Source organism: Bradyrhizobium sp. SPXBL-04 (assembly GCF_051853035.1).
GTDB lineage: Bacteria > Pseudomonadota > Alphaproteobacteria > Rhizobiales > Xanthobacteraceae > Bradyrhizobium > Bradyrhizobium zhanjiangense.
Genome location: NZ_CP182472.1, coordinates 7444597 through 7468226 on the forward strand (window position 1 = coordinate 7444597; position 23630 = coordinate 7468226).

Sequence of the window (23630 nt, forward strand, 5' to 3'; positions counted from 1 at the left end):
CTACCGGCGCGCCTCCTTGAGGCGTTCGCTCCAGGCCGAGATCTGAGTCTCGATCACGGTCTGGTCGGCGACGACGCGGACCTCGAAGGTGTCGGCCGCCTCATAGGCGATGCCTGTCCGCCGGGCCTTCTCGAGCTGCGCCTTCACCAGGTCCAGCAACTCGCTCGGGCCGGTGACCTTGAACACCGGCACCGGCGAATTGCCGGTCAACGCCGCGATCTGCTCGACCAGCGACTCGATCACCTTGTCGCGGACCGCCTCCGTGAGAAACGGCAGCAATATCCGCGCAACGGAGCTCGCGATATTGGTCTCAACCTCGCGGCAAGCCGTCTCGAAGCCGTTGACGATGGTGGCCGCCTGCTGGTCGGACCACTTGGCCCGCTCCTCGCCGAGCCGGATCGCGCTGCGGACGCGTTCCTCCGCAAGCCTGGCCTCGCCTTCCGCGACGCCGGCCGCATGTCCGCGACGATAGGCATCGTCGAGAAGGTTGACCGGCGGAGCTTCCGCTGCCGGGGACGGCGGCTGAAGCTGCTGCTGCGAATGGGTCTGTGGCTGCGGCTGAGGCTGAGGTTGCGGCTCGCGCCGAACCTCCCTCGGCCTTGTCAGCACGTCCTGGATCTTGGGCGGCGGAGGCGGCGGCGACTTGGCCCGGCCGTTCGCATCGAACTGCGTCAGGAGCTTTCCGATTGCTGCGTTCATGCCGCCTCCTCGCGTCGCATCCAGTCTTTAAGGATCGCGGCCGCCTGCATCTGATCGAGCCGGACGATCTGCTCGAGCCGCTTTTGCGGCGTTCGCTGCATCTTGCCTTCGAGATCTTCGACGAGGTTGAGCTCGGCCTCCTCGCTGTCAGGCAATGCAAGGGCCGCGGCCTCGAGGGCGGCAGCCTCTGCTGCCTCGGTCTGCTCCTGTTCGGCGCGATGAGTGAGAATACCGTTGACCGCCGGCCGAAGACCGAACCAGACCAGCATCGAGGCAACGGCGAGGATGGTCACCGCGTTGATGACACTGCCGAGCTGTTTGTTGATCATCTCGACAAAACTGATCGGCGGCACCGGCGCTAGCTCGCGCGAGCCCTCAATGAAGTCGACGGCCGTCACCTGGATCTGGTCGCCGCGCTGCTTGTCCAGTCCGCCGGCGGTGGCCGCGAGCTGGCTGATCTCGGCGAGCTTGCTGTCGATGATGGCCTGGTTGCTCTTGTCGCCGAGATCGGCGACGAGGCGCGCGCGGTTGACCAGGACCGCGATGAAGAGCTTCTTGACCGAATAGCCGTCGCTCACCGTCGTCGTGGTCTTGGACGACACCTCGAAATTGGTGACGTCCTCGCGGCGGGTCTTGTCCTCGCTGGAGTTCTTGCTTCCGCCGGCGTTCACCTGCTGATCGGGGAGGTTCTGCTGCACAGTTGTCGGCGTCGACCGGTCCGCGTTCTGCGAAGACTCCTTCTCGCGCACGTTCCGCACCGAACGCTCGGCGCGGCTCTCGGGATCGTAGACGGTTTCATTGATCTGCCGCTTATCGGTGGAGAGCTGCGGTGCGACGCTCACCTCGAAATTGTCGAGACCCAGATAAGGCGTCAGCGCCTTGCGGATGTTCTCCTGCACCATGCCGCCGACCGTCTTCTGGAGGCTTGCCATCTTGGTCGGCGCGGCGCTGGCCTCATCCTCTTCGGCGAGCAGCATCGAGCCGTCGGCGTCCAGCACCGTCACCTTGTCGCGGCTCATGCCGGGAATGGCGGCCGCGACGAGATGACGGATCGACTGCGCCGTGCGCGCCTCGATCGCGCCGTCGGTGCGCAGCACGACCGATGCCGAGGGCGGCTGCTGCGTTGCACGGAACGAGCCGCGTACGGGCATGACGATATGCACCCGCGCGGCCTTCACGCCCTTCATCAGCTGCACCGTGCGCGCAATCTCGCCTTCCAGCGCTCGCAGCTTGGTGACCTCCTGCATGAACGAGGTCAGACCGAGCGAGCCGATCTTGTCGAACAGCTCGTACCCGGAATTGGCACTGGTCGGCAGGCCCTTTTCGGCGAGCAGCATCCGCACCTGCATGGTCTGGCTCGGGCGCACCGAGACGGCGTCTCCGGCCGTATTGACGTCGAAGGCGATGTTCTGCTCGCGCAGCGCGGCGCCCATGCGCGTCACGTCTTCGCGGGTGAGGCCGGTATAGAGCGTCTCGAATTCAGGCCGGCTCAGATAGTAGGCACCGCCGACGACGGTAACGAGAACGGCAAAGCCGATCAGCCCCAAGGCCATCAGGCGTCGTGGCCCAAGCTCCAGCAGATTGTTGAGCAGTTGCTGTACCTGCGCACGACTGAGCAGCATATGACCTCGTAGCAATGCGAACGTATGAGACACTCCGCTGCCAACCTTGTCTGAAGGTTGCGCGCGGGCGCGAATGTGTCGGTTCGCTGGCGAGGCGTTGCAATCTTACAAATTCGGTAGCGCAATCGACATCGGCAACGGACGGCCGGACGCATTGCCGCCCGGGCGGCTGCGACATGTCGCATAAAATCTGACGTCGGAAGGTCGATCTCGGGCACGTCTTGTGCCGTCAACTCCGCCGATCTCGGCGGGGACCGTGCTCCGCGGGGAGCACGGTCGTTTTCGAAAGCGCCGCTTAGCTGCGGAACAGTGACAGAATGCTCTGGCTGTTCTGGTTGGCGATCGAGAGCGCTTGAACGCCGAGCTGCTGCTGGGTCTGAAGCGCCTGAAGGCGGGTCGATTCCGCATTCATGTCGGCGTCGACGAGCTGGCCGATACCGCGATCCACCGAGTCCATCAGCGACTTCACGAACTCCGTGTTGTTCGAGATGCGGTTCTTGATGGCGCCGAGGTTCGCGGCGGACTGGCTGACGGTGTTGATCGCGGCGGTGACCTGCGCGATGTAGCCATCGAGCGTGGTCTGGTCGGTCGCCGAGTCGGTCAGCGCAGCGATGCTGATCGTGTCGACCGATGCGGTGCCGCTCACCGTGTCCAGGATGCCGGCCGTGGTCGAGGTGTAGAGCGAGTAGTTGGCAACCGTCACCGTGATGGTGTTAATCGTGGGCGTGCCGCCGACGCGCGAGAACGACGAGACCAGGTTCACCGTCGCCGGGGTGGTGGCGTTGGTGCTCAGCCAGTTCACGCCGTTGAACGTCGCCGCGTTGGCCACGTTCTTCATGTCCTGCTGGATCTGGGTGATTTCGGCCTGGATCTTGGTGCGGTCGATGCCGGCGGTCTTGGCTTCGACCAGCAGCGCCTGGAGCTTGGTGAGGCCGGAGTTGCTGTCGCCGATGACCTTGTTCAGAGCGGTGTATTCGGTGTCGACGGTCGCAGCCGACAGACCGAGCGAGTCGGAGACGGCAGAGAGCGCAGCGTTGTCGGCGCGCATCGACGTCGCGATCGACCAATAGGCCGAGTTGTCCGAAGCGGTCGCGACCCGCTGGCCGGTCGAGATCCGGTTTTCGGTCGTCTGCAGGCTGGCGCTGACATTCCGGAGGGTCTGGAGCGCAGTCATTGCAGCGGAGTTGGTAAGCAGGCTGGAAGCCATCTTTGATGTCCCTTTGAAAGCAGATTGGATTTTGGGGACATACCGGGCTTGCACCGGTACGACAGGGCGGCATCATGCCTTTGGGATGCGGAAATGCGCGTGAACCCAACCCGTCGTAGCGGCGAGACTAGCCAGCGAAGCTTGTGCGAGGCTTGTGGCCCTGTGATCGGACCGCAACAGGGCGGCCGAAATCATGGCGTGCACAGCGCCACGCAAACGAAAGGGCCGCGCTTCGCGAGAAGCGCGGCCCTCCCCTGACCGTCTTGACGCTTAGCGGAACAGCGACAGGATGCTCTGGCTGTTGTTGTTGGCGATCGAGAGCGCCTGAACGCCGAGCTGCTGCTGGACCTGGAGGGCCGCCAGGCGGGTGGACTCCTGGTTCATGTCGGCGTCGACGAGCTGGCCGATACCGCGATCAACCGAATCCATCAGCGACTTCACGAACTCCGAGTTGTTCGAGATGCGGTTCTTGATGGCGCCGAGGTTGGCGGCACCCGAGGAGACCGTGCCGATCGCAGCGGTGACCTGCGCGATGTAGCCATCGAGCGTGGTCTGGTCAGCCGCCGAGTCGGTCAGTGCACCGATGTTGATGGTGTCCACCGACGCACTGCCGCTCACCGTGTCCAAGATGCCGCTCGTGGTCGAGGTGTAGAGCGAGTAGTTCGCGACGGTGACGGTGATCGAGCCGGTGGTCGGCGTGGCGCCGACGCGCGAGAACGACGACACGAGATTGACCGTCGCCGGCGTAGTGGCGGTGGTGCTCAGCCAGTTGACGCCGTTGAACGTCGCCGCGCTGGCCACGTTCTTCATGTCCTGCTGGATCTGGGTGATTTCCGACTGGATCTTGCTGCGATCGATACCAGCAGTCTTGGCTTCGACCAGCAGCGACTGGAGCTTGGTCAGGCCCGAGTTGCTGTCACCGAGAACCTTGTTCAGAGCGGTATATTCGGTGTCGACGGTCGCGGCCGACAGACCGAGCGAGTCGGAGACGGCGGAGAGCGCGGCGTTGTCGGCGCGCATCGAGGTCGCGATCGACCAGTAGGCGGCGTTGTCGGAGGCGGTGGCCACGCGCTGGCCGGTGGAGATCCGGGTCTGCGTGGTGGAGAGTTGCGAGCTGACAGACCGCAGGGTCTGGAGCGCGGTCATGGCGGACGAGTTCGTGAGCAGGCTTGACATTGCGAATGTCCCTTTATGTACGCGTTACATTTTCACTTTGGGACATACCGGGCTTTCACCGGTACGGAGGGGCGGCATCATGCCTTTGGACTGATGTGGGTGGGGTCCAACCCGCCGTGACGCCTTGCTAGCACGCCGAATCTTGCCGCCGGATTAAAATCGCCTTGAATATCATCGCTGTAGCGGCGGTATCGCAGTTACCATCCGCTAACCATGATGACGCGGTCCGAGCCGCGCTCTTTCAGGAGAACGACCGCACCAATCCGGAGGCAAGCAGGTTCCAGCCGTCGATCAGCACGAAGAACAGCATCTTGAACGGCAGCGCGAGGATCGTCGGCGGCATCATCATCATGCCCATCGACATGGTCAGCGTCGCCACGATCATGTCGATCACGAGGAACGGCAGGATGATGAGGAATCCGATCTCGAACGAACGCCTGAGCTCGGAGATCATGAAGGCCGGAATGATGACGCGCATGTCGATGCGCTTGTCGTCGAACTTCTTGCGAAAGCTTTCCGCAGCAAGCGCCTCGAAGGTCTGGAGATCCTTGTCGCGAACGTGGGCCAGCATGAACTCGCGGAACGGATCGGTGATCTTCAGATAGGCCTCTTCCTCCGAGATCTCGTTCTTCATCAGCGGCTGGACGCCGGTCTCCCAGGCGCGGTCGAATGTCGGCGCCATCACGTAGAAGGTCATGAACAGCGCGAGGCTGATCAGCACCAGGTTGGCCGGCGTGGTCTGGAGGCCGAGACCGGCGCGCAGGAACGACAGCGCCACCGCAAATCGCGTGAAGCTCGTCACCATGATGAGCAACCCCGGCGCCACCGACAGCACCGTGATCAGCGCCATCAGTTGGATAATGCGGCCGCTGGTCGAGCCGTTGCCGGGCGGCAGCAGCGAGTTGAGGTCCGGAATCTGGGCCAGCGCCACTTCGGGCAGGACGACCAGGATCAACGCGAGCAGCAGGACTCTCACTCTCACTGGATCACCAACGTCTCAATGATCAATTCGCGGACCTTGCCCGACGAGCGGATATTGGCGCGCTCGGTCAGGTCGTCGCGCAGGTGCTGGAGCCCGCGCGATCCCTCGAACTGGCCAACCGACGCCGACCGCAGATAGGTGATGATGTCCTCGCTGATGTGGGCGGCCAGGATGCCGGCATCCTCGTCGCTCATGCTCTCCGTCACCATGGAGGCCTCGACGCGGGCCCAGTTGTTGGCAGGGGCAGCGAGATTGGTCACGATCGGGGACAGTTTTCGAAGCCGCGCGCTGCCGGCGTAGCTAGACGCAATCGGCGGCGGCGTGGCGCTCTTCTTCGCATCGGCGACGCGCTCGGCGGCCGCAAACAGATGCAGGCCGGCAAGCGCGCCCGCACCGATCGCGACAAGGGTCAGCACGACAATGGCCGCAATCAGGCGCATCACGTCCCCTGCCCTCGCGACGCGGCTCGGCCGGTGCGGATATCAGAATGGTGCCACGGCGTCATAGATCCGGTGTCCCCATCCAGGCTGCTGCACGTCAGACAGATTGCCACGGCCACCATAGGACACGCGCGCCTCGGCGATCTTGTCGTAGGAGATCGTGTTGGCCCGCGAGATGTCGCGCGGACGCACGATGCCGCCGACATTGAGCACGCGCATCTCGGTGTTGACGCGGAATTCCTGCGAGCCGCTGATCATCATATTGCCGTTCGGCAGCACGTCGGTGACGATGGCGGCGATCGAGAGCTTGATATCCTCGGTGCGGTCGATCTGGCCGTTACCCTTGATCTGGGTGTTGGTGCTGAGATTGGCGTTGGTCTGGCCCTTGTCGCTCCATCCTGCGACGTCCATCAGCCAGTCGAGTCCGAACTTGACCTGCGAATCGCGCGAGCGGCCGGTCTTGTTGTCGAGCTTGGCCTTGTCCTGCATCGAGATGATCACCGTCACGACGTCGCCGGTACGCCGCGCGCGGGGATCGCGGTAGAGATCGGTGCCGTCGTCCCAGGTCGATCGATAGCTGACGGGCGTACGCATGCGCGGCGTCACCGGGATCGGATCGGCCTGGGTCCTCAAGCCGCTGCCGACCGGGGACATTTGCGGGCCGGTCAGAACCTCGGCCGGATCATGGAAGCATCCGGCCAGGAAGACGGACGCCAGTACGAGTTGGAGGATGAGGATCGGCTTCTTCATCTATTTGGTCTTTCCGTCATCCACACGGCGCATCCCGCCGAGCAGGTCGGCGAGGTGCGCCGCACGGGCCGTATCCATCTCGTTGAAGATTGCGCTCGAGCTCCTCGGGCTGAGCTTGGCGAGCACGGCGGCGGCGGTCTCGTCGGCCATGCCGGCAATCTGGGTCGCCGCAGCCTCCGGCTTCATGCGCGAATAGATCTCGACGACGCTGGCTTCGGCCTTCTTCAGGAAGTCGTCGCGCAGCGCCATCCACTTCTCGTATTCGGCGCGCTTGGCCTCGACCTCGGCGATCCGTTCGCGGAGCAGGTTCTCGGCCTTCTCCAGCTCCTTGAGCTGCCAGGCCAGCCTTGCATCGACGGCGGGGTCGGCCACGTTGCTGCAGAACAGCGCGACGTCATTGTCGGCGGACACGGCGGCCTGTGGCGGTGTGGGCTTCGGCGGCGCCGCGACGCTGCCGGGTTTGGCTGCACGTACAGGTGCCGGCGTCTCGGAAGCCGGCACGGCGCTGGTGATAGCCGGACCTGAATCTTCCGCCGCCCACGCCGTCGCATGGACGGACGCGCTTCCGCCCGGATTCGGGGTGGACGGCGTGCCCGGCTTCTGCGGTCCGGACGCGCGGGCACGCGCGAAGGAGAGCAGGTTGAGCGGCCTCGATGGCTTCGCCTCGTCCAGCGCCAGCACGGGCGAAGCGCCCGCAAGCGTCCACACCGCGACGAGGAGGAATTTGGCTTTGTGATCCAGCTTCAGCATCGGGCCGCGTGCGATTCTCGGTCGAGACCAGAGCATTGAGCGACCAAGCTTGCACGACGCTTGTGCATCATTGCACGATGACATCGGCCTGGAGCGCGCCGGCCGTCTTGATCGCCTGGAGGATGGCGATGATGCCTGATGGTTTCAGTCCGATCTGATTCAGCCCGCGTACCAGGCGCTGGAGATCGACGCCGCTCAGGATCGCCACCTGCGCGCCGGCCTCGTTGGCCTCGACCACGGTCTGCGGAACGACCACCGTCTGACCTCGCGAGAAGGGCGCCGGCTGCGAGACCACGGGAAGCTCGGTGACGCGCACCGTCAGATTGCCGTGCGTCACGGCAACGGTCGATATCCGTACGTCGCGTCCGATCACCACCGTGCCGGTGCGCTCGTTGATCACCACCCGTGCGGGCGTGTCCGGCTCGACCGTTAGCTCGCCGATTTCGGCCAGGAATCGGACCGGGCCGATGTTGCGCGGCTTCGACAGCACGATCGTGCGATAGTCGCGCTCGAAGGCGATCTGCGCACGATAGCGGCCGCCGGCGTAGCGGTTGATGGCGTCGAGAATGCGCGTTGCGGTAACGAAGTCCGGGTTCTTGAGCTCCAGCACCAGGAATTCCATTTCATGGAGGCTTCCCTGCACTTCGCGCTCGACCAGCGCGCCGTTCGGGATGCGCCCCGCGGTCGGCGTGCCCTGGCTGACGTTCTGCGCCTGGCCGCCGACGCTGTAGCCGGCGACCGTGATCGCGCCTTGCGCGACCGCATAGACCGCACCATCCGCCGCCCGCAGCGACGTCATCACCAGCGTGCCGCCGAGCAGCGAGGTCGCATCGCCGAGCGACGACACGGTCACGTCCATCCGCTCGCCGGCTCCGATCGAGGGCGGCAGGTCCGCGGTCACCATCACGGCCGCGACGTTGCGCGTGCGCAGCGTCGTCGGACGCGTGGGATTGTTGGTGCTCGTGGTCTCGTTCCTGACATTGATGCCCATGTTCTCGAGCATCGATTGCAGGGACTGTTCCGTGAACGGCGCATTGCGGAGCGTGTCGCCGGTGCCGTTCAGGCCGATGACGAGGCCATAGCCGACGATCTGGTTCTCGCGCAGTCCCTTGATGTCCGCGATGTCCTTGATGCGGACCGCGGCCTGAGCGCTGGCGGTAGCGAGGAGGAGGACGAGCGCAAGCAGGACTCTGGTCATGACCCATCCACGACCTTGACCGTGCCGTCCGGCTGGACGATGCCCCTGACGATCACGCCGGTGTCGGTGTTTCGCACCGGGATGAGCGCGCCGGCCGCGCCCGATTGCATCGCCGAGCCGTAGGTGACGATGGACAGGCCGCTGTCCTCCACCACGACCTTGACCATGGCACCGCGGGCAACCGTCCAGGGATCCTCCACCGAATTGATCGGGATCGGCTGGCCCGGCAGCAGCGTGCGCCGCGCCATGCGACCAATCAGGACCTGGCGTCCTTCGATGAACATGGCAACGCCGAGCAGGCTCGGCGCGAAGGCGCGCTCGGTGATCATGTCGTCCCGGATCAGCTCGCCCGCGCGGATCGAGACGGCCGGCACGGGAAGCCGCTTCTCCTCGGCCGCCGCCAGGCGCGCCGAGGCGAGAACCAGCAGCACGGCGGCCAACCCGCGCATGATCAGGCCCACCCTGTTCAACATCGAGCCACCCGAACTAGCGCATGCCCTTCGAGACAGTCGAGGCCATTTCATCCGAGGCCTGGATGACCTTGGCGTTCATTTCGTAGGCACGCTGCGCCGAGATCAACTCGGTGATTTCCTTGACGGGATCGACGTTCGAGGCTTCGAGATATTTCTGGTTGATCTTGCCGTAGCCGGAATCGCCCGGCAGCCCGACGACCGGCGTACCGGACGCGGTCGTCTCGCGGTAGAGATTGCTGCCGAGCGGCTCGAGCCCCGCCTCGTTGGCGAAATTGGCGAGATTGAGCTGGCCGATCTGCCGCGGATTTATTTCCGTGTCCAGCTTGGCGAACACCTGTCCGGTCTGGTTGACCGTGACCTCGACCGTTCCCTGCGGCACCGTGATCGCGGGGTCCAGCAGATAGCCGTCGATCGTGACGAGCTGGCCGTTGGCATTCGTATTGAACGAGCCGGCGCGGGTGTATTGCACCTCGTTGTTGGCGCCCAGCACCTGAAACCAGCCGCGGCCATTGATGGCGAGGTCGTAGGGATTGCCGGTCTGCGTCAGCGCGCCCTGGATGTGCAGCTTGCGGATCGCCGCCGACTTGACGCCGAGGCCGAGATTGGCACCCTCCGGAATCGGCGAGGAGCCGTTGACATTGGCGACACCCTGCATCCGGTCCATCTGATAGAACAGATCGGTGAATTCCGCGCGCGCCCGCTTGTACGACGTCGAGTTGATGTTGGCGATGTTGTTGGCGATGACCTCGATGTTGGTCTGCTGGGCGTTCATGCCAGTGGCCGCAATGGCGAGCGATTTCACGATCGTCACTCCTTCAGATCAAATCGACATCCGAACGACTTCTTGGTAGGCCTGCACGACCTTGTCGCGAACCGCGACCGCCGTCTGCAAGGCCTGCTCGGCCGACATCAGCGCCTCCACGACGCGCCGCGTCGATTCCTTGCCCTGCATCGCCGAGATCGACGCCGCCTCGCCCGCCTTCAGCGTTCCGATCGCGTCCGTCGTCACCTGCTTCATCACCGATTCGAAGCCGACATCGTCACTGGCCTGGATCGCGGTCGTCGCCGCCGGCGAGATGGCCTGCGTCTCGGTCGCGCGGCTCGCGGCTTGCCCAGCAGAGATCGCGGTGGATGAAATCGCCTCAAGCATTGTCAGCTCCTCAAGAGGTCGATGGTCATTCCCAGCATCGACCGCACTTGTTTCACGACCTGGAGATTGGCCTCATAGGACCGGTTGACCTCACGCATGTCGGCCATCTCGATCATCATGTTGACGTTCGGCAGCTTGACGTAGCCGGCCTTGTCGGCGGCGGGATGCCCCGGGTCGTACTCGACGCGGTACGGCGTGGTGTCGACCCCGATCTCCTTGACTTTCGCAAGCTGTGCACCCGAGGCACGGTCCATGGCGGCATCGAAGGTGATGGTCTTGCGCTGATACGGATCAGCCCCGGCGGTGCGCCCGGTCGACGTCGCGTTGGCGAGGTTCTCCGAGACGATGCGCATGCGCGTCGATTGCGCCTCGAGCCCGGAGCTTGCGACGGTCAATGACGACTGCAGAGAGTCCAGCATGTCAATTCACCTCAAGCCTTTGCGCTCGACAGGACCATGCGGTGAAACGACCGCACGATCGCCGAGTTCATCGAATAGTCGCGATTGACGTCGTTGCCCTTGATCATCTCCTGCTCCAGACTGACCGAATTGCCGGAGTGAACCACTTCCCAGCTGTCCTTCTTGGCGATCTTGCGCGTGTCGGTCTCGGCGGCGGACAACTGCATGTGCGAGGGCGACGTCGTCGCGAGCCTGACCGGCATGCCGTCGAGCACCTTGTTGAAAGGCTCGACGTCGCGCGCCTTGAAGCCCGGCGTGTTGGCGTTGGCGACGTTGGTGGCGATGGTCGACTGGCGGAGTTCGAGGTAGCGCGCCTGCGACGATGCGAGTTCGAAGAGATAAAGCGGTCCCACGATAGCCCCGTTCTGGTCCATTCGGGAGAACCCTAGGGCGTTAAGCTTTCGTCAAGCTGTTGCGCGAAGCACCATCCTCGGAAATCTACTGGACCTTCTCGGGCCGTGCGGTCTGCTTGGACTGGAGGAAGTAGATGATCTCGGCGACGGGGCGGAAGAATTCCGCCGGAATCACCTGGTCGACCTGCACCGCCTCGTAGAGCGCGCGCGCCAGCGCCTTGTTCTCGATCACGGGAATCCGATTCTGCTCGGCAACTTCGCGGATCTTCAGCGCGATCACGTCCATGCCCTTGGCGACCACCAGCGGCGCCGCATTCTCCTCGCGCTTGTAGCGCAGCGCGATGGCGAAATGCGTCGGGTTCGCGATCACCAGCGTCGCGCGCGCGGCGGAGGCGATCATGCGCTGGCGCGAGCGGTCGCGCGCCAGCGAGCGCAGGCGCGCCTTGATCAGCGGATCGCCCTCGGCCTGCTTGTGCTCGTCCTTGATCTCCTGCTTGGTCATGCGCAGCTCGCGCCGCCAGTGGAAGCGCGACCAGGCGAGATCGATCGCGACCAGGACGATGGTCGCGATGCAGATCGCCGAGACGATCCGCATCGCGATGTTGAGGATCATTTCGGGCAGCGCCACCGGATCGGTGTACATCGCCTCGAATGCCTTGGCCTCGGACGAGCGCAGCACGAAGGCGACGACGGCGGTCACCGAGGCGAGCTTGAACAGCGACTTGGCGAACTCGACGAGTCCCTGCGTGCCGAACAGGCGGTTCCAGCCGCTGACCGGGGAGATGCGCGACACGTCCGGCTTGATGCGCTCCAGCACCAGGCGCGGCGCATTTTGCAGCAGCGAGGCGGCGAGGCCGAATACCATCATGATGATGACCAGCGGCACCAGGAATCGCAGTGAATGAAGTCCCACCACGGTGAGCAGGTTCTGTGCGTCGGCCGCGGTGCTGAGCGGGAAGCCTTCGGGATCGTCGAGAAAGCTCTTCAGCGTCGGCGTCAATTGCTGCACGCCCTGGCCGATCAGGAAGGCCTGGATCACCATCAGCGCGGCCATCGAGGCGAAGATGGAAGCCTCCCGAGAGACCGGGATTTTGCCCTGTTCGAGCGCATCACGGACTTTCTTCTCGGTCGGCTCCTCTGTCTTGCTCTCCTGATCGGATGTTTCTGCCATGCCCGTTCAGCGGTCAGCGGAAGACCAGCTCATCCTCCTGCTCGGGATTGAGCTCGATTTCACCCTTCTCCGCGAGTTCGAGCGCGAGGTCGGTGATCACGCGCCGCGCCTCGAGCACATCGCGCTGGTTCGACGGCTCGCCGATGGCGAGCTCGTGTTCGACGACGCGGCGGACGCGCGAGGCGACCGAGGACAGGATCAGCTCGCGGAAGCTCTTGTCGGTCCCCTTCAGCGCGACGACGATGCGATCGGTCGGCACCTGGTCGAAAATCATGGTGCGCGCCTTCGGCGTCAGGTTGATGACGTCGTCGAACGTGAAAAGCAGCTCCTTCAGCACTTCGGCCGACTTCGGTCGCTTCTCCGACAGGCTCTTCAGCATGTCCTCGATATGGCCGCGCTCCATCTTGTTGATGATGTCGGCGACGCGGGCGTAGGTGTCGGCGCCGAGGTTGCGGGCGAAGTTGAGCGTCAGGTCCTCGTGCAGCGTCTTCTCGATGATGCGCATGGCGTCGTCGACGATCGGCTTGAGGCTCAGCACGCGCCGCATCAGCTCGTTGCGCAGGCTGGATGGCAGCTGGCTCATCACCTTGGCGGCGCAGGCCGGCTTCACCTTGGACAGGATCAGCGCCGCGGTCTGCGGGTGCTCCTTGGAGAGATAGCTCGCGAGCGAGTTCTCCGACACCGAGGAGACGCGATCCCAGACCGAGCGGCTCGAATTGCCGAGCAGGTCCGACATGATCTGCGAGACCTGGTCGGCCGGCAGCACGTCACCGAGCACGGCCTCCAGACCGCCGAGCGTGCCGAGGATGTTGGCGCCCATCGAGAATTGCTGGGCGAACTCCTCGACGATTCCCTCGAGCTCCTGCGCCGTGATCGGCCGCAGCTCCGCCGCGGCCTTGGTGACGATGCGGATCTCCTGCGGCTCGAACTGCTGAAGCACGCTCGCCGCCGCCTGCCGGCCCATGGCCAGGAGGAGGGCCGCGACCTTTTCCGTTCCGCCCAGCGTGGCGACGCCTCGCTGCTTGACGGGAGCGATGCCGACCTGTGCCGCCATGGTCAGGTATCACCCTGCCCCAGCGGACCGACGATCTCCGTCAGCGAGACGCCGAAGCGGGAATTGTCTTCTTCGACCACGACCACCTCGCCGCGGGCGACAATGCGGCCGTTGACGACGACATCGACAGGTTCGCCGACCCGATGATCGAGCGGCACCACGGCGCCGCGCCCGAGCTTCATCAGGTTCGCCACCGGAATGGTCGCCGATCCCAGCACCACCTGCATGGTGACGGGAATGCGCAGGATGGCATCGACGTTGGCGAACTTGCCGGTCTCCTCCGCCGTGCGCGCGGCAATCTCCGCCAGCCGCTCCAGTGGAGATGCATCGGTGTGCCCCTCGTCGGATGCCGATGCGCGAGTGGCAGACTCATAGTCGAAGGATTGCGCCATTTGGTATCGCCTCTTGGTATTTCCGCTCCCGGAGCGCCGCCGCGCTCCGACCGTATCGTTTTCGCCGGCTCCGGCTTCAATGCTTGTTCACGTCGGCGCCGCCTGCAGTCGCGACGGGCGCGAGCCCGGTCCTTGCATCGAGCGCCGCGATCGCTTCGTGGGCCTGATCGATCTTCGTGCTCAGCACGTTGGCGAGCCGTCCGAGATTTGCGGTGGAATCGTGCGCCGCGTTGATGACCGTGTCGAAGGCGCCCGCCGTCTCGTGGACGATGGTCGAGAATTCACCCTGGTAGCTGCGCAGTCGCGCCAGTTCGCGGTGCATCCGGGTCACCCGCATGCTGGTAAAAGCGAGCGCAATCAGCAGCACGGCATCAACGAGATAGGATATCATCGACGAACTCCCGTTTCTGATCGACGGGATCTGCCACCTGCATGGCGTAATAGCCATCAAGCTGGCCGATCTGACACCAGAACAGCACCTGGTTGTTGCTTTCGAGCCGGGCGAGCGTGCGCGGCGTGGCTTCGAGCTCGAGCACCTGCCCGACCTGGAACTTCACGACGTCGCCGAGCGATATCATCTTCTCGTCGAGCACCGCGCTCAGCGTCACCTCGGTGCGGTGAACCTCGCTCTCCATCTGCTCGCGCCAGCGCGGATCGGCCGCGCGGCCGTCGCTGACGACGACATGCGCGAGCTTCTGCCTGAGCGGGTTGAGCGCGGAGTGCGGAATGATGAGGAACATCTGGCCGCCGCGATAGAGCGCCTGCAACATGATGTTCGCGCAGATGGACATGTTGCCGCTGCGTCCGATCGCCAGCGAGGCCATAGCGGTCTCGACCCGTTCCACGCGGAAGGTGACGTTCGAGGTGCCGGCAAAGGCGGATTGCAGCGCCTTGGCGAACCGCTCGAACAGCGCCTGGACCAGGCGGATCTCGATGTTCGAGAACGCGCGCTCGACGTCGAGCGGCGGTTCGGCGCCGTCGGAGCCGAACATCGCCTCGACCATCGTGAACACGAAATCGCGGTCGAGCATGATGATGACGCGGGAGTCCCACTGCTCGGCATAGAGCACCGCCGCGACCGCGTTGGCCTCATAGTCCTTGATGATGTCGCCGACGCGGTCATTGGTGATGCCGTTGACCGAGAAATAGCACGGCGTTCCGGCCATCGGCTGCAGGCTGTCCGTGCACGATGCCGCCATGCGATCGAAGATCACATTGAGCATCGGCATGCGTTCGATCGATATGCCGGCGGCGTCCAGCAGGTAGTTTGGCAGCTGCTTGCGCTGATCGACGTCGACGTCTTCCATCATCATGCGCGGGCAGCCTTCGGTTCAACCTCGGTGACGACGGCCTTGGGACCTGCAATCGTCTCGTTCTCGACGACGTCGATCGACGGCCGCTCGGTGCTGGCGATCATCTTGCGGCCGTGCTCGACGGCGATCTGCGGCATGGCGCCGTTCATGAACGCCAGCAACGTCTGCTTGACGATGATATACGGCCGGCACTTCTTCTCGCGCGTCATCTTGATCTTCAGCGCGAAGGGCGAAATGATGCCGTAGGACAGGAAGATGCCGGCGAAGGTGCCGACGAGGGCCGCGCCGATGAAGCCGCCCAGCAGCTTCGGCGACTGGTCGAGGGCCCCCATGGCCTTGATGACGCCGAGCACCGCGGCGACGATGCCGAGCGCCGGCAGCGCCTCGGACACCACCACAAGCGCATGGTACGGCGTCAGCTTGCTCTTCACGATGGTGTGGATCTCCTCGTCCATCAGCGCCTCGATCTCGTGCGTGCGCGCATTCCCCATGATGATAAGGCGGACATAGTCGCAGATGAACTGGAGCAGCGCGGGGTCGGAGAGCACGTTCGGAAACGCCTTGAAGATCTCCGATGAGGAGGGATCGTCGATATGCGCCTCGACCTCGTTGCGGCCCTTGCCCCGCAGCTCGCGCATCAGGGCATGGAGCGCGCCGAGCAGATCGAGATAGTAGCGCTCACTGGGCACGGCGCCGGTGATGGCCTGCATGCAGGCAACGCCGGTGTCCACGACCGTCTTCCACGGATTGGCCACGATGAAGGTGCCGACGGCGGTGCCCATGATGATCACGAACTCCCACGGCTGCATGAGCACGGCCAGGTGCCCGCCCATGGCGGCAAATCCGCCGAGCAGTGCCGCCACCGTGATGAAAATCCCCACGAAACTGCCCAACGCGCCGCTCCATCGCCGATCCCAGCGGGAATATCTAGTCGGCGACGCTTGCGCGAAGCTGGCTTCGGGACCGCCAGCCCCGCGCAAGCAATTCGCGGCAGCTTGAGACGTGTCGCAAGAGCGGCCAGAGGGACGCGTGTCATGCTATCCACCATCGCGGATTACACCAGACTGACCAAGGACATGGGCAAGTCGCTGACACAGGTCGCGAAACAGCCGGACGTCAGCCGCGAGACCGATTATTTCCTCAGCCATATCGGCAACGTGAAGACCATCGACGATTTCCTGAAGGACTACCGGCTCTACTCCTATGCGATGAAGGCCTATGGCCTCAGCGACATGACCTATGCCAAGGCGTTCATGCGCAAGGTGCTGACCGAAGGTGTCGCCAACAAGAACACCTTCGCCAACAAGCTCACCGACGTCCGCTATCGTGAATTCGCCACGGCGTTCAACTTCGCCGCCCTCGGCAGCAACGCCACCCAGACCACCCAGGCCACGACCGGGACGGCGACCCAATATGCCAGGCAGACGATGGAGCAGAAGGCCGGCGACCAGAACGAGGGCCTGCGGCTGGCGCTGTATTTCACCCGCAAGGCCTCCACCGTCACCACCGCCTACCAGATCCTCGCCGACAAGGCGCTGACGCAGGTGGTTCAGACCGCGCTCGGCCTGCCGTCGACGATCAGCTCGGCCGACATCGACGCCCAGGCCAAGATGATCACGGACAAGATCAAGCTCACCGATTTCCAGGACCCGGCCAAGGTCACCAAATTCGTGCAGCGCTTTGCCGCGATGTGGGATGCGGCCCAGGCCCAGAGCGACAATTCGACCAACCCCGCGCTGGTCCTGATCGGCGGCGCGTCTTCGATGGCCAGCATGGATACCGACATGCTCTCGAAACTTCAGTCCATCCGCTTCGGAAAGTAAGTCATGCAATCGGCTCTCTATGTGGGATTGTCGGCGCAGGTCGCCCTCGAAAAGCGCCTTCAGACGATCGCCAACAACGTCGCCAACGTCAACACCGCAGCGTTCCGCACCGACGTGGTGAAGTTCGAGACCGTGCTGTCCAAGGCGGGCGCGAACCCGGTCGCCTTCTCCTCGCCCGGCGACAACATCATCTCCCGCGAGATGGGCAACATCACCGAGAGCGGCAATCCGCTCGACGTCGCCGTGGTCGGACAGGGCTGGATCGCCTTCGCCGGTCCGAACGGCACGGTCTATACCCGTGACGGCCGCCTCCAGATCGCCCCCAACGGCGACCTTCAGACCGTGTCCGGCTTTCCCGTGATCGATTCCGGCGGCGCGCAGATCACGCTCGATCCCAACGGCGGACCGATCTCGATCGCGCGCAGCGGGGCCATCACCCAGGACAACAACGAGATCGGCACCATTGGCCTGTTCAACATTCCCGCTGACGCCAATCTCGAGCGCTACGGTAATTCCGGCGTCACGCCCGATCGTCCCGCGACCGCGATCGCCGATTTCTCCCGCGACGGCTTCAAGCAAGGCTACGTCGAAGGCTCCGGCGCCAATCCGATGATGGAATTGACCAAGCTGATCGCGGCCTCGCGCGCCTTCGACGGCACCAATTCGATGATCGAGGGCGCCGAGAGCTCGCTCCAGAATGCAATCCGGACGCTGGGCGAACCCGGCAAATAAGCTGCGCCTCGCGCGCAATGAGGTTGGACGGTTTCCTTGAACGCTCTTCGGCAACTCGAGTGGGCGCTGCTGGAGCTTCAGCAGAGCACGCCCCTGGCAAGCGTCAGCGGCGCGATCTCCGAGATCGCGCCGACGCATTTCCGTGTCTCCGGCCTGTCGCGCTTCGTCAGGCTCGGCGAGCTCATCGGCGTCAATGCGGCCGCCAGGCCCCAGATCGGCGAGGTGGTGCGGATCGACAGCGAGGGCATCATCGCCAAGCCGTTCGATCGCCAATTCGCCGGCGGGCTGGGCTCGGTCGCATACCGGATGCCGCCGCTGTCCTTTGCGCCCGATCCGAGTTGGAAGGGCCGCGTCATCAATGCGCTCGGTGCGCCGCTGGACGGCCAGGGGCCCCTCACGCCGGGATCGCGTGCGGTCTCGGCGGAAGCCGAGGCACCTTCGGCCATGAAGCGCGCACGCGTGCACAAGCCGCTGCGCACCGGCGTGCGCGTCATCGACCTGTTCTCGCCGATTTGCGCTGGCCAACGCGTCGGCATCTTTGCCGGCTCCGGCGTCGGCAAATCGACGCTGCTGGCGATGCTCGCCCGCAGCCAGGGTTTTGACACGGTCGTGCTGGCGCTGGTCGGCGAGCGCGGCCGCGAGGTGCGCGAGTTCATCGAGGACGTGCTGGGCACCGACCGTCACCGCGCCGTCACAATCGTGTCGACGGGAGACGAGAGCCCGATGATGCGGCGGCTGGCGCCGAAGACGGCGATGGCGGTCGCCGAATATTTCCGCGACCGCGGCGAATCGGTGCTGCTGATGGTCGATTCGATCACCCGCTTCGCCCACGCCGCCCGCGAGGTTGCACTCGCCGCAGGCGAGCCCGCGGTCGCGCGCGGCTACGCGCCGACGGTCTTCACCGATCTGCCGCGGCTTCTGGAGCGCGCCGGCCCAGGCGAGGAGGGATCCGGCACGATCACCGGGATTTTCTCCGTGCTGGTCGACGGCGACGATCACAACGAGCCGATCGCCGACACCATCCGCAGCACACTCGATGGACACATCGTGCTCTCCAGACACATCGCCGACCAGGCCCGCTATCCGGCCGTGGACGTTCTCGCCTCGGTCTCCCGCCTCGCCCATAACGTCTGGGACCCCGAAGAGCGCGAATTGGTGAGCAAGCTGCGCGCCATGATCGCCAAATACGAGGACACGCGCGACCTTCGCTTGATGGGCGGATATCAATCGGGACGTGATTCGGGTCTTGACCAGGCGGTCGACATGGTTCCGAGAATCTACAGCGCGATGCGGCAGGACGCGTCGGCCCCACCGAGCGCCGATCCATTCCGCGAGCTCCGGGACATGCTCAGGGGCGAGTAGCAGGTTGCGCGGTGAGATGGCGCGCGACGCCGTCGTGCCCTGCCCGTTGTTTTCGACAGCCGATTGCGCATGCGGCCACGCTTCCAGTGCATGCGCACGCGCAGCCATGACCGGCTTGCGTCGCGGGAACGTCAGTCGATCGGACGAGAGGAATCGAGCGGAAGCGACGAACGGGCCATTCCTGCGACCGCGGACCGCAACAACCGCCGCGTGCAATTCCTGTGAGTTCCCTCAGGCGATTCCCCGACGGTCGTACAAGTTGTGGATGACATGCCGACGCACATCGTCGTCATGCACAAGCTTCGATCAACTTGCATCAACGACAGACAGCAACGTGGCGTGCACAAACCGACGTATAGTTGCGTGCATGCTGCTCATCGGGCAGCGTATTGCGTTCACTATCATGTGTGCCGACGAGCGAGATTGTCTTGAACGTTACATTCGCCCGCAACGACATCCAGTCTTAGAGAGCGTCTGTACTTGATTTTGTTGAGAAGCTCATTCATCGTTTCGATGGATACAAGAAACGTCTGCTTGCGACTTGAACTTTTAGGGGCCTCGGTTGAACTACTCCGATCCATCGTCTGCTGGCGACGGCAACTCGGGCTCCCGTGCGACGACGACGCTATTGGTATGCCCTCAGCGACGCAGGCTTGCGCTTCGAACGACGCGACGCCCATCAGTCCGGGTCGGTCGCGTTGCAGTCCGTGCCTTCGAGCGAGAATTGGACACGACGTGCTCGTCGGGCACCTCCAGCGGTCTGACGCCTCACGACGGATTCGCAAGCCAGGGCGCGAGGCGGCTTCGGAACGCCGCACACGAAGTTCCGGGGACGAGGTAGATTCATGCCATTGGCGCGAGAAGCCGTCGAGCTGCTGGTTCAGGCGGCGAGGGCTTGGTATTTCGAAGGCAATCAGCATGGATTGCGCGATCGCGAATGGATGGCGCTGCGCTTTCTCGGCCGCGCCAACAGGTTCTCGCGCACGCCGTCCGCGCTTGCCGGCTTCATCGGCGCCACCAGGGCGACGGCATCGCAGATCGTGAAGACGCTCGAGAGCAAGTCCTTCCTGGTGCGAAAGCCGTCGCACGAGGACAAGCGTTCGGTCGTGCTTCACGTCACCGCGCAAGGCGAGAAATGCCTGAGCCAGCACGACCCGATCAATCACGTGCTGAACGCAGTCACCTCGCTCGGCACCGACGAGTGCATCAGATTGCGTGACTCGCTGCGGGAGATCCTCAATCATCTCGATGCAGCCCATCAGCGCCTCGACGCCAGCATCTGCCGGGACTGCATGTTTCTCGCCGAACGCGGCCCGGGCACCGGCAGGGGGCGCGCGACCGCCGAGTTCATGTGCCGGCTGTATCGCGCCCCTGTTTCGCTCGAGGAGACCGAGTTGCTCTGCACCAGCTTCGAGCGCACCCGCGACCGCCCGAAGATCGAGGCACATCTCGACCGCGCGCGGGTGGCAAGCCAGGGGTGAGGCGCGCACTGTCGTCCTGGCGAAAGCCAGGACCCATTACCCCAAATGCACATTGTTGCGGCAAGTCGATTGCCACACGATGCTTTCACCTCAGAGTTCAGTGATAATTGGTCCTGGCTTTCGCCAGGACGACGTTGGGGGGGGGCATGTGTGCAACTGCCTCCACATCGTCATTGCGAGCGCAGCGAAGCAATCCAGAGTCTTTCCGAGGCGGGATTCTGGATTGCTTCGTCGCAAGGGCTCCTCGCAATGACGGAGCAAGGAGCACCGCCGTCGTCCTCCAATTCGCTGTCATTCCCCGTCACCGGGTCTCGCCTTCGGCGAGCCCGATGACAGGCTCCGGCGGGGAATCCAATACGCCGCGGCCTCTCGATTGAACCTCAACCGTCTCTGGAATACTGGATCGCCCGGTCGAGCCGGGCGATGACAGCGAGTTTGTGGCGTGCGCGTGCCACAGGCTCGTCATTGCGAGCGCAAGCGAAGCAATCCAGAATCCCTCCGCGGCAAGCTTCTGGATTGCTTCGTCGCAAGGGCTCCTCGCAATGACGGAGCAAAGGGGCAATGGCGTCGTTCTCCAATTCGCATCTGCGTTGCAGACACGCCTTCGCCTTCTCGCGGCGCGTTTCGCCCGAGCTTGGCTTGATCACTCCACCCTCGAAGCCAAGAGGGCGCAGGGAAGGCCAGGTGCCGGCTGGCACCCACGGTCCGCTGTGCGCGTATAGCGCAAAAGAAATTGCACAGCGGCATACAGGTGAAGCCGTACACGCGGCCTTCCCTGCGCAGTGGTCGGACGGCTTATGCCGCGCTCTCCCGGGAGCCGAGTTCCTTCTGGCCTCCCTCACCCCGCGAATTGACGATGCCGTCCGCCCGGTCGGGCTCGCGCGCATCTTCGAAGGGCTTGACCGTAGCAACGACGGCCAGGACCACACGGTTTTGCCGTACGCGCGGCTCGCATGTTCGCCGCAGAGTTTTCCCGCGCTGTCGACGTCACGGGAAAGCTAGCGAGACGAGCCTTTCAGCGCCGCTCGTCCGCGCGCGGCTGCGAGCTCACAGGGACTACCCGCCCTGCCCGCACCCTTCGTGCCGACGCTGCCGCGTCCACCGCAACCCGGCTCGCGACACGTGACGACACAAGATCGCCCCTCAAGAGTGAGCCGGGATGGCCGACACATACGACAAATCCGAATTTCTGTAAAGTCGAATCTTTTGGCGAGGACGGATTGACAACGCCGCATGTGGAAACATCCAGGTGTTTTGCCCGTCGGGCGCGTAGCCCGGATGGAGCGTTGTCCGGGATCGCACCCCCATTCTACAGCGCCCGGGATTACGCTTCCGCTCCGTCCGTACGAGGGGTCGGATATCATGCAGAATGCGCACAAAAAAACACCCGGCGGTTTCCCGCCGGGTGTTCGTTCCACTGGTTGGAAAGATCTTACCAGTTGCGCTGGGCGCGCAGGATCATGGCGATCGAGTCCTGGTCCTTCAGCTCGTACACAGCGGTCGGCTTGGCAGTGTTGGCAGCCGGGCTGAGGACGGCCGTGCCCGAATACTTCTGGTCGAGGTGCGTCCAGGAGAGGTCGGCCGAGAACGTCAGGTTCTTGATCGGGGTCCAGCGGGTGACGATACCGAGCTGGCCGATAGCGAAGTCGGGGTTGCAGCTCGTCACACCGGCGAGGCCGCCGAACACGCCACCTGTACCGCCAGCGCCACAGAGCGTGGTCTTGGCAAGCGTGCCGAACTGGGCCTGAGCGTAGGCACCGTAGAGCGCGGAGTTCCAGTTGGGATTCCAGTTGTGGGTGTAAGCGCCACGGAAGCCCCAGGTCTTGACCGTCTCCTGCTGCGAGCCGGTGACGAACACCGTGTCAGGAGCATTGGCGAAGCCGACGCTCTGATAGGCAATGCCCGAGCTGCCGAACAGCGAATACGTGCTGCCCGACAGGTTCTGGAAGTTGTAGCGGGTCGCACCGTCGGTGTAGACGCCCTGGATGTTGATCGTGTCACCCGCGCCGGTCGGGATGTTCTTGATCGACAGAGCGAGCTGAACTGCCCAACCCCACTTGTCGTCGGGGTGGCCGGTCGGCTCGGTCGCGCCGTAGTAGGCGACGTGGTTGTCATGCGCGGCAACCGACGCCTGGAACAGGCCCCAGGCCTGGTCGACGCGCACCTGAGCAACGAGGTTCGGCGAACGCGAGCCGCCGATGGCGTTGGAGCCGTACGAACCGCCAACCATGGTAGCCGCAGTCGCGCCGGACATGTTGAGGTTGCCGGCCTGATAATAGGCCGTCGCGTCTTCCGCCGAGAACGCTGCCGTCACGCCCTGACCGAAGTCAGCGGTATAGGTGAACTGGTTGACACCAGTGACCGTGCCGCTGCCGCCGACGAGATTGTCGGTGATGTTGCCCGGATAGTTGGTCCAGGGCGCATCGAACTGCGACACGGCCTTACCCATGGTGAAGCCGGCGAACTGGATGAAGGCGTAATACACGCCGAGCGCACCGCCCGAGGTGCCGCCGTCCGACGGGTTGATGGTGGTGGTGCCAGCCGTCGTGGCGGTGTAGCCAGTCGTGCCCGTAGCGGAGCCCGTGCCGGCGTAGCCACCGGTGGTCCAAGTGAAGACCGCGTCGAAATAGGTGCGGACCACGCCGTACTCGGTCGCGGTGCGCGTGTCGATGTTCAGATCTTCACGAGCACGGAAGGTGTAGTAGTTCGCGAGGCGGTTGCGGGCGCCGGCAAAACCGCTCTGGTTCGGGCTGAAGTCCGAGTTGGTGTTGAAGTTCGCGTCGGCGCGCAGATAGCCGCCCAGCTTGATGCAGGTGTCGGTGCCCGGGATGTAGTAGAAACCGGCGCCGTACAGCGAGCAGATCTTGACGTATTCGACCGCCTTGGCCTTCACCGGCAGATCGGCTGCGAACGCCCCGGAGACGGCCATCAGGCCGGCTGCCGAGCCGAGAAACAGCGTCTTCGTTAACTTCATTCGTAAACCTCCAGGTCGCTTCAGGGGGCTCGGCTCCTCGGAGGACGCCGCTTCACCCACTTTGATTTCC

General features: G+C 64.2%; 25 protein-coding genes. 4 read left to right on the plus strand and 21 right to left on the minus strand.

The window, feature by feature from the left end; genetic code table 11:
• From ACNJX8_RS35505 to motA, 20 genes are all read right to left on the minus strand, one after another.
• The gene (locus tag ACNJX8_RS35505; protein WP_439358489.1) at positions 1-699 is read right to left on the minus strand and encodes a hypothetical protein; all 699 of its coding nucleotides are present in this window, start codon (positions 697-699) and stop codon (positions 1-3) included.
• A complete protein-coding gene (fliF, locus tag ACNJX8_RS35510; RefSeq protein ID WP_439358490.1) occupies positions 696-2321 on the minus strand; it encodes a flagellar basal-body MS-ring/collar protein FliF in 1626 nt (541 codons plus the stop codon). The genes ACNJX8_RS35505 and fliF overlap by 4 nt, the downstream gene beginning before the upstream one ends.
• 295 nt (positions 2322-2616) lie before the next feature.
• Positions 2617-3528 (minus strand): flagellin N-terminal helical domain-containing protein, encoded by a 912-nt coding sequence (locus ACNJX8_RS35515; protein ID WP_439358492.1) that lies wholly within the window; start codon positions 3526-3528, stop codon positions 2617-2619.
• A 270-nt stretch (positions 3529-3798) separates the two neighbouring features.
• A complete protein-coding gene (locus ACNJX8_RS35520) occupies positions 3799-4704 on the minus strand; it encodes a flagellin N-terminal helical domain-containing protein (protein WP_128936237.1) in 906 nt (301 codons plus the stop codon).
• Positions 4705-4945: 241 nt separating this feature from the next.
• Positions 4946-5686: a flagellar type III secretion system pore protein FliP gene (gene fliP / locus ACNJX8_RS35525; RefSeq protein ID WP_128937942.1), complete on the minus strand. Its 741-nt coding sequence runs from the start codon at positions 5684-5686 to the stop codon at positions 4946-4948.
• Positions 5683-6126, minus strand: coding sequence for a flagellar basal body-associated FliL family protein (locus tag ACNJX8_RS35530; RefSeq protein ID WP_164934357.1), 444 nt, complete (start codon positions 6124-6126; stop codon positions 5683-5685). The genes fliP and ACNJX8_RS35530 overlap by 4 nt, the downstream gene beginning before the upstream one ends.
• 42 nt (positions 6127-6168) lie before the next feature.
• Positions 6169-6876, minus strand: coding sequence for a flagellar basal body L-ring protein FlgH (gene flgH, locus ACNJX8_RS35535; RefSeq protein ID WP_439358493.1), 708 nt, complete (start codon positions 6874-6876; stop codon positions 6169-6171).
• Complete coding sequence (locus tag ACNJX8_RS35540) at positions 6877-7626, minus strand: MotE family protein (protein WP_439358494.1); 750 nt, start codon at positions 7624-7626, stop codon at positions 6877-6879. It lies immediately after the preceding gene.
• Positions 7627-7693: 67 nt separating this feature from the next.
• Positions 7694-8824 carry a flagellar basal body P-ring protein FlgI gene (gene flgI / locus ACNJX8_RS35545; RefSeq protein ID WP_091879897.1) on the minus strand — a complete coding sequence of 377 codons (1131 nt, stop codon included), beginning with the start codon at positions 8822-8824 and terminating at the stop codon, positions 7694-7696.
• The gene (gene flgA, locus ACNJX8_RS35550; protein WP_439358495.1) at positions 8821-9297 is read right to left on the minus strand and encodes a flagellar basal body P-ring formation chaperone FlgA; all 477 of its coding nucleotides are present in this window, start codon (positions 9295-9297) and stop codon (positions 8821-8823) included. Before flgA ends, flgI begins: the two co-directional genes overlap by 4 nt.
• 13 nt (positions 9298-9310) lie before the next feature.
• On the minus strand, positions 9311-10099 hold the full coding sequence (gene flgG / locus ACNJX8_RS35555) for a flagellar basal-body rod protein FlgG (RefSeq protein WP_439358496.1): 789 nt from the start codon (positions 10097-10099) through the stop codon (positions 9311-9313).
• Positions 10100-10117: 18 nt separating this feature from the next.
• Positions 10118-10447, minus strand: a complete 330-nt coding sequence (locus tag ACNJX8_RS35560; RefSeq protein ID WP_128937947.1) for a flagellar hook-basal body complex protein FliE — start codon at positions 10445-10447, stop codon at positions 10118-10120.
• A gap of 2 nt (positions 10448-10449) precedes the next feature.
• A complete protein-coding gene (gene flgC, locus ACNJX8_RS35565) occupies positions 10450-10866 on the minus strand; it encodes a flagellar basal body rod protein FlgC (protein WP_060735083.1) in 417 nt (138 codons plus the stop codon).
• Positions 10867-10877: 11 nt separating this feature from the next.
• Complete coding sequence (flgB, locus tag ACNJX8_RS35570) at positions 10878-11279, minus strand: flagellar basal body rod protein FlgB (protein ID WP_439358497.1); 402 nt, start codon at positions 11277-11279, stop codon at positions 10878-10880.
• 64 nt (positions 11280-11343) lie between these two features.
• Positions 11344-12429, minus strand: a complete 1086-nt coding sequence (flhB, locus tag ACNJX8_RS35575; RefSeq protein WP_439358498.1) for a flagellar biosynthesis protein FlhB — start codon at positions 12427-12429, stop codon at positions 11344-11346.
• 13 nt (positions 12430-12442) lie between these two features.
• Positions 12443-13483, minus strand: coding sequence for a flagellar motor switch protein FliG (locus ACNJX8_RS35580; protein WP_091879912.1), 1041 nt, complete (start codon positions 13481-13483; stop codon positions 12443-12445).
• 2 nt (positions 13484-13485) lie between these two features.
• Positions 13486-13875 carry a flagellar motor switch protein FliN gene (gene fliN / locus ACNJX8_RS35585; RefSeq protein WP_091879914.1) on the minus strand — a complete coding sequence of 130 codons (390 nt, stop codon included), beginning with the start codon at positions 13873-13875 and terminating at the stop codon, positions 13486-13488.
• A gap of 76 nt (positions 13876-13951) precedes the next feature.
• Positions 13952-14266 carry a hypothetical protein gene (locus tag ACNJX8_RS35590; RefSeq protein WP_091879917.1) on the minus strand — a complete coding sequence of 105 codons (315 nt, stop codon included), beginning with the start codon at positions 14264-14266 and terminating at the stop codon, positions 13952-13954.
• Positions 14247-15188 carry a flagellar motor switch protein FliM gene (locus tag ACNJX8_RS35595; RefSeq protein WP_091879920.1) on the minus strand — a complete coding sequence of 314 codons (942 nt, stop codon included), beginning with the start codon at positions 15186-15188 and terminating at the stop codon, positions 14247-14249. The genes ACNJX8_RS35590 and ACNJX8_RS35595 overlap by 20 nt, the downstream gene beginning before the upstream one ends.
• Positions 15185-16081 carry a flagellar motor stator protein MotA gene (gene motA / locus ACNJX8_RS35600; RefSeq protein ID WP_439358499.1) on the minus strand — a complete coding sequence of 299 codons (897 nt, stop codon included), beginning with the start codon at positions 16079-16081 and terminating at the stop codon, positions 15185-15187. Before motA ends, ACNJX8_RS35595 begins: the two co-directional genes overlap by 4 nt.
• A gap of 141 nt (positions 16082-16222) precedes the next feature.
• On the opposite strand from motA, the gene ACNJX8_RS35605 reads away from it, so the two are divergent.
• The 4 genes from ACNJX8_RS35605 (at position 16223) to ACNJX8_RS35620 (ending at position 20586) form a co-directional block, all read left to right on the plus strand.
• Positions 16223-17011, plus strand: coding sequence for a DUF1217 domain-containing protein (locus ACNJX8_RS35605; protein ID WP_439358500.1), 789 nt, complete (start codon positions 16223-16225; stop codon positions 17009-17011).
• Between the two features lie 3 nt (positions 17012-17014).
• Complete coding sequence (gene flgF / locus ACNJX8_RS35610) at positions 17015-17743, plus strand: flagellar basal-body rod protein FlgF (RefSeq protein ID WP_439358501.1); 729 nt, start codon at positions 17015-17017, stop codon at positions 17741-17743.
• Positions 17744-17779: 36 nt separating this feature from the next.
• A complete protein-coding gene (fliI, locus tag ACNJX8_RS35615; protein ID WP_128936249.1) occupies positions 17780-19105 on the plus strand; it encodes a flagellar protein export ATPase FliI in 1326 nt (441 codons plus the stop codon).
• A gap of 845 nt (positions 19106-19950) precedes the next feature.
• Positions 19951-20586 (plus strand): MarR family winged helix-turn-helix transcriptional regulator, encoded by a 636-nt coding sequence (locus ACNJX8_RS35620; protein WP_439358502.1) that lies wholly within the window; start codon positions 19951-19953, stop codon positions 20584-20586.
• 1432 nt (positions 20587-22018) lie between these two features.
• Here the strand turns inward: ACNJX8_RS35620 and ACNJX8_RS35625 are convergent.
• Positions 22019-23560: a porin gene (locus ACNJX8_RS35625; RefSeq protein WP_128936250.1), complete on the minus strand. Its 1542-nt coding sequence runs from the start codon at positions 23558-23560 to the stop codon at positions 22019-22021.
• Between the last annotated feature and the right edge of the window lie 70 nt (positions 23561-23630).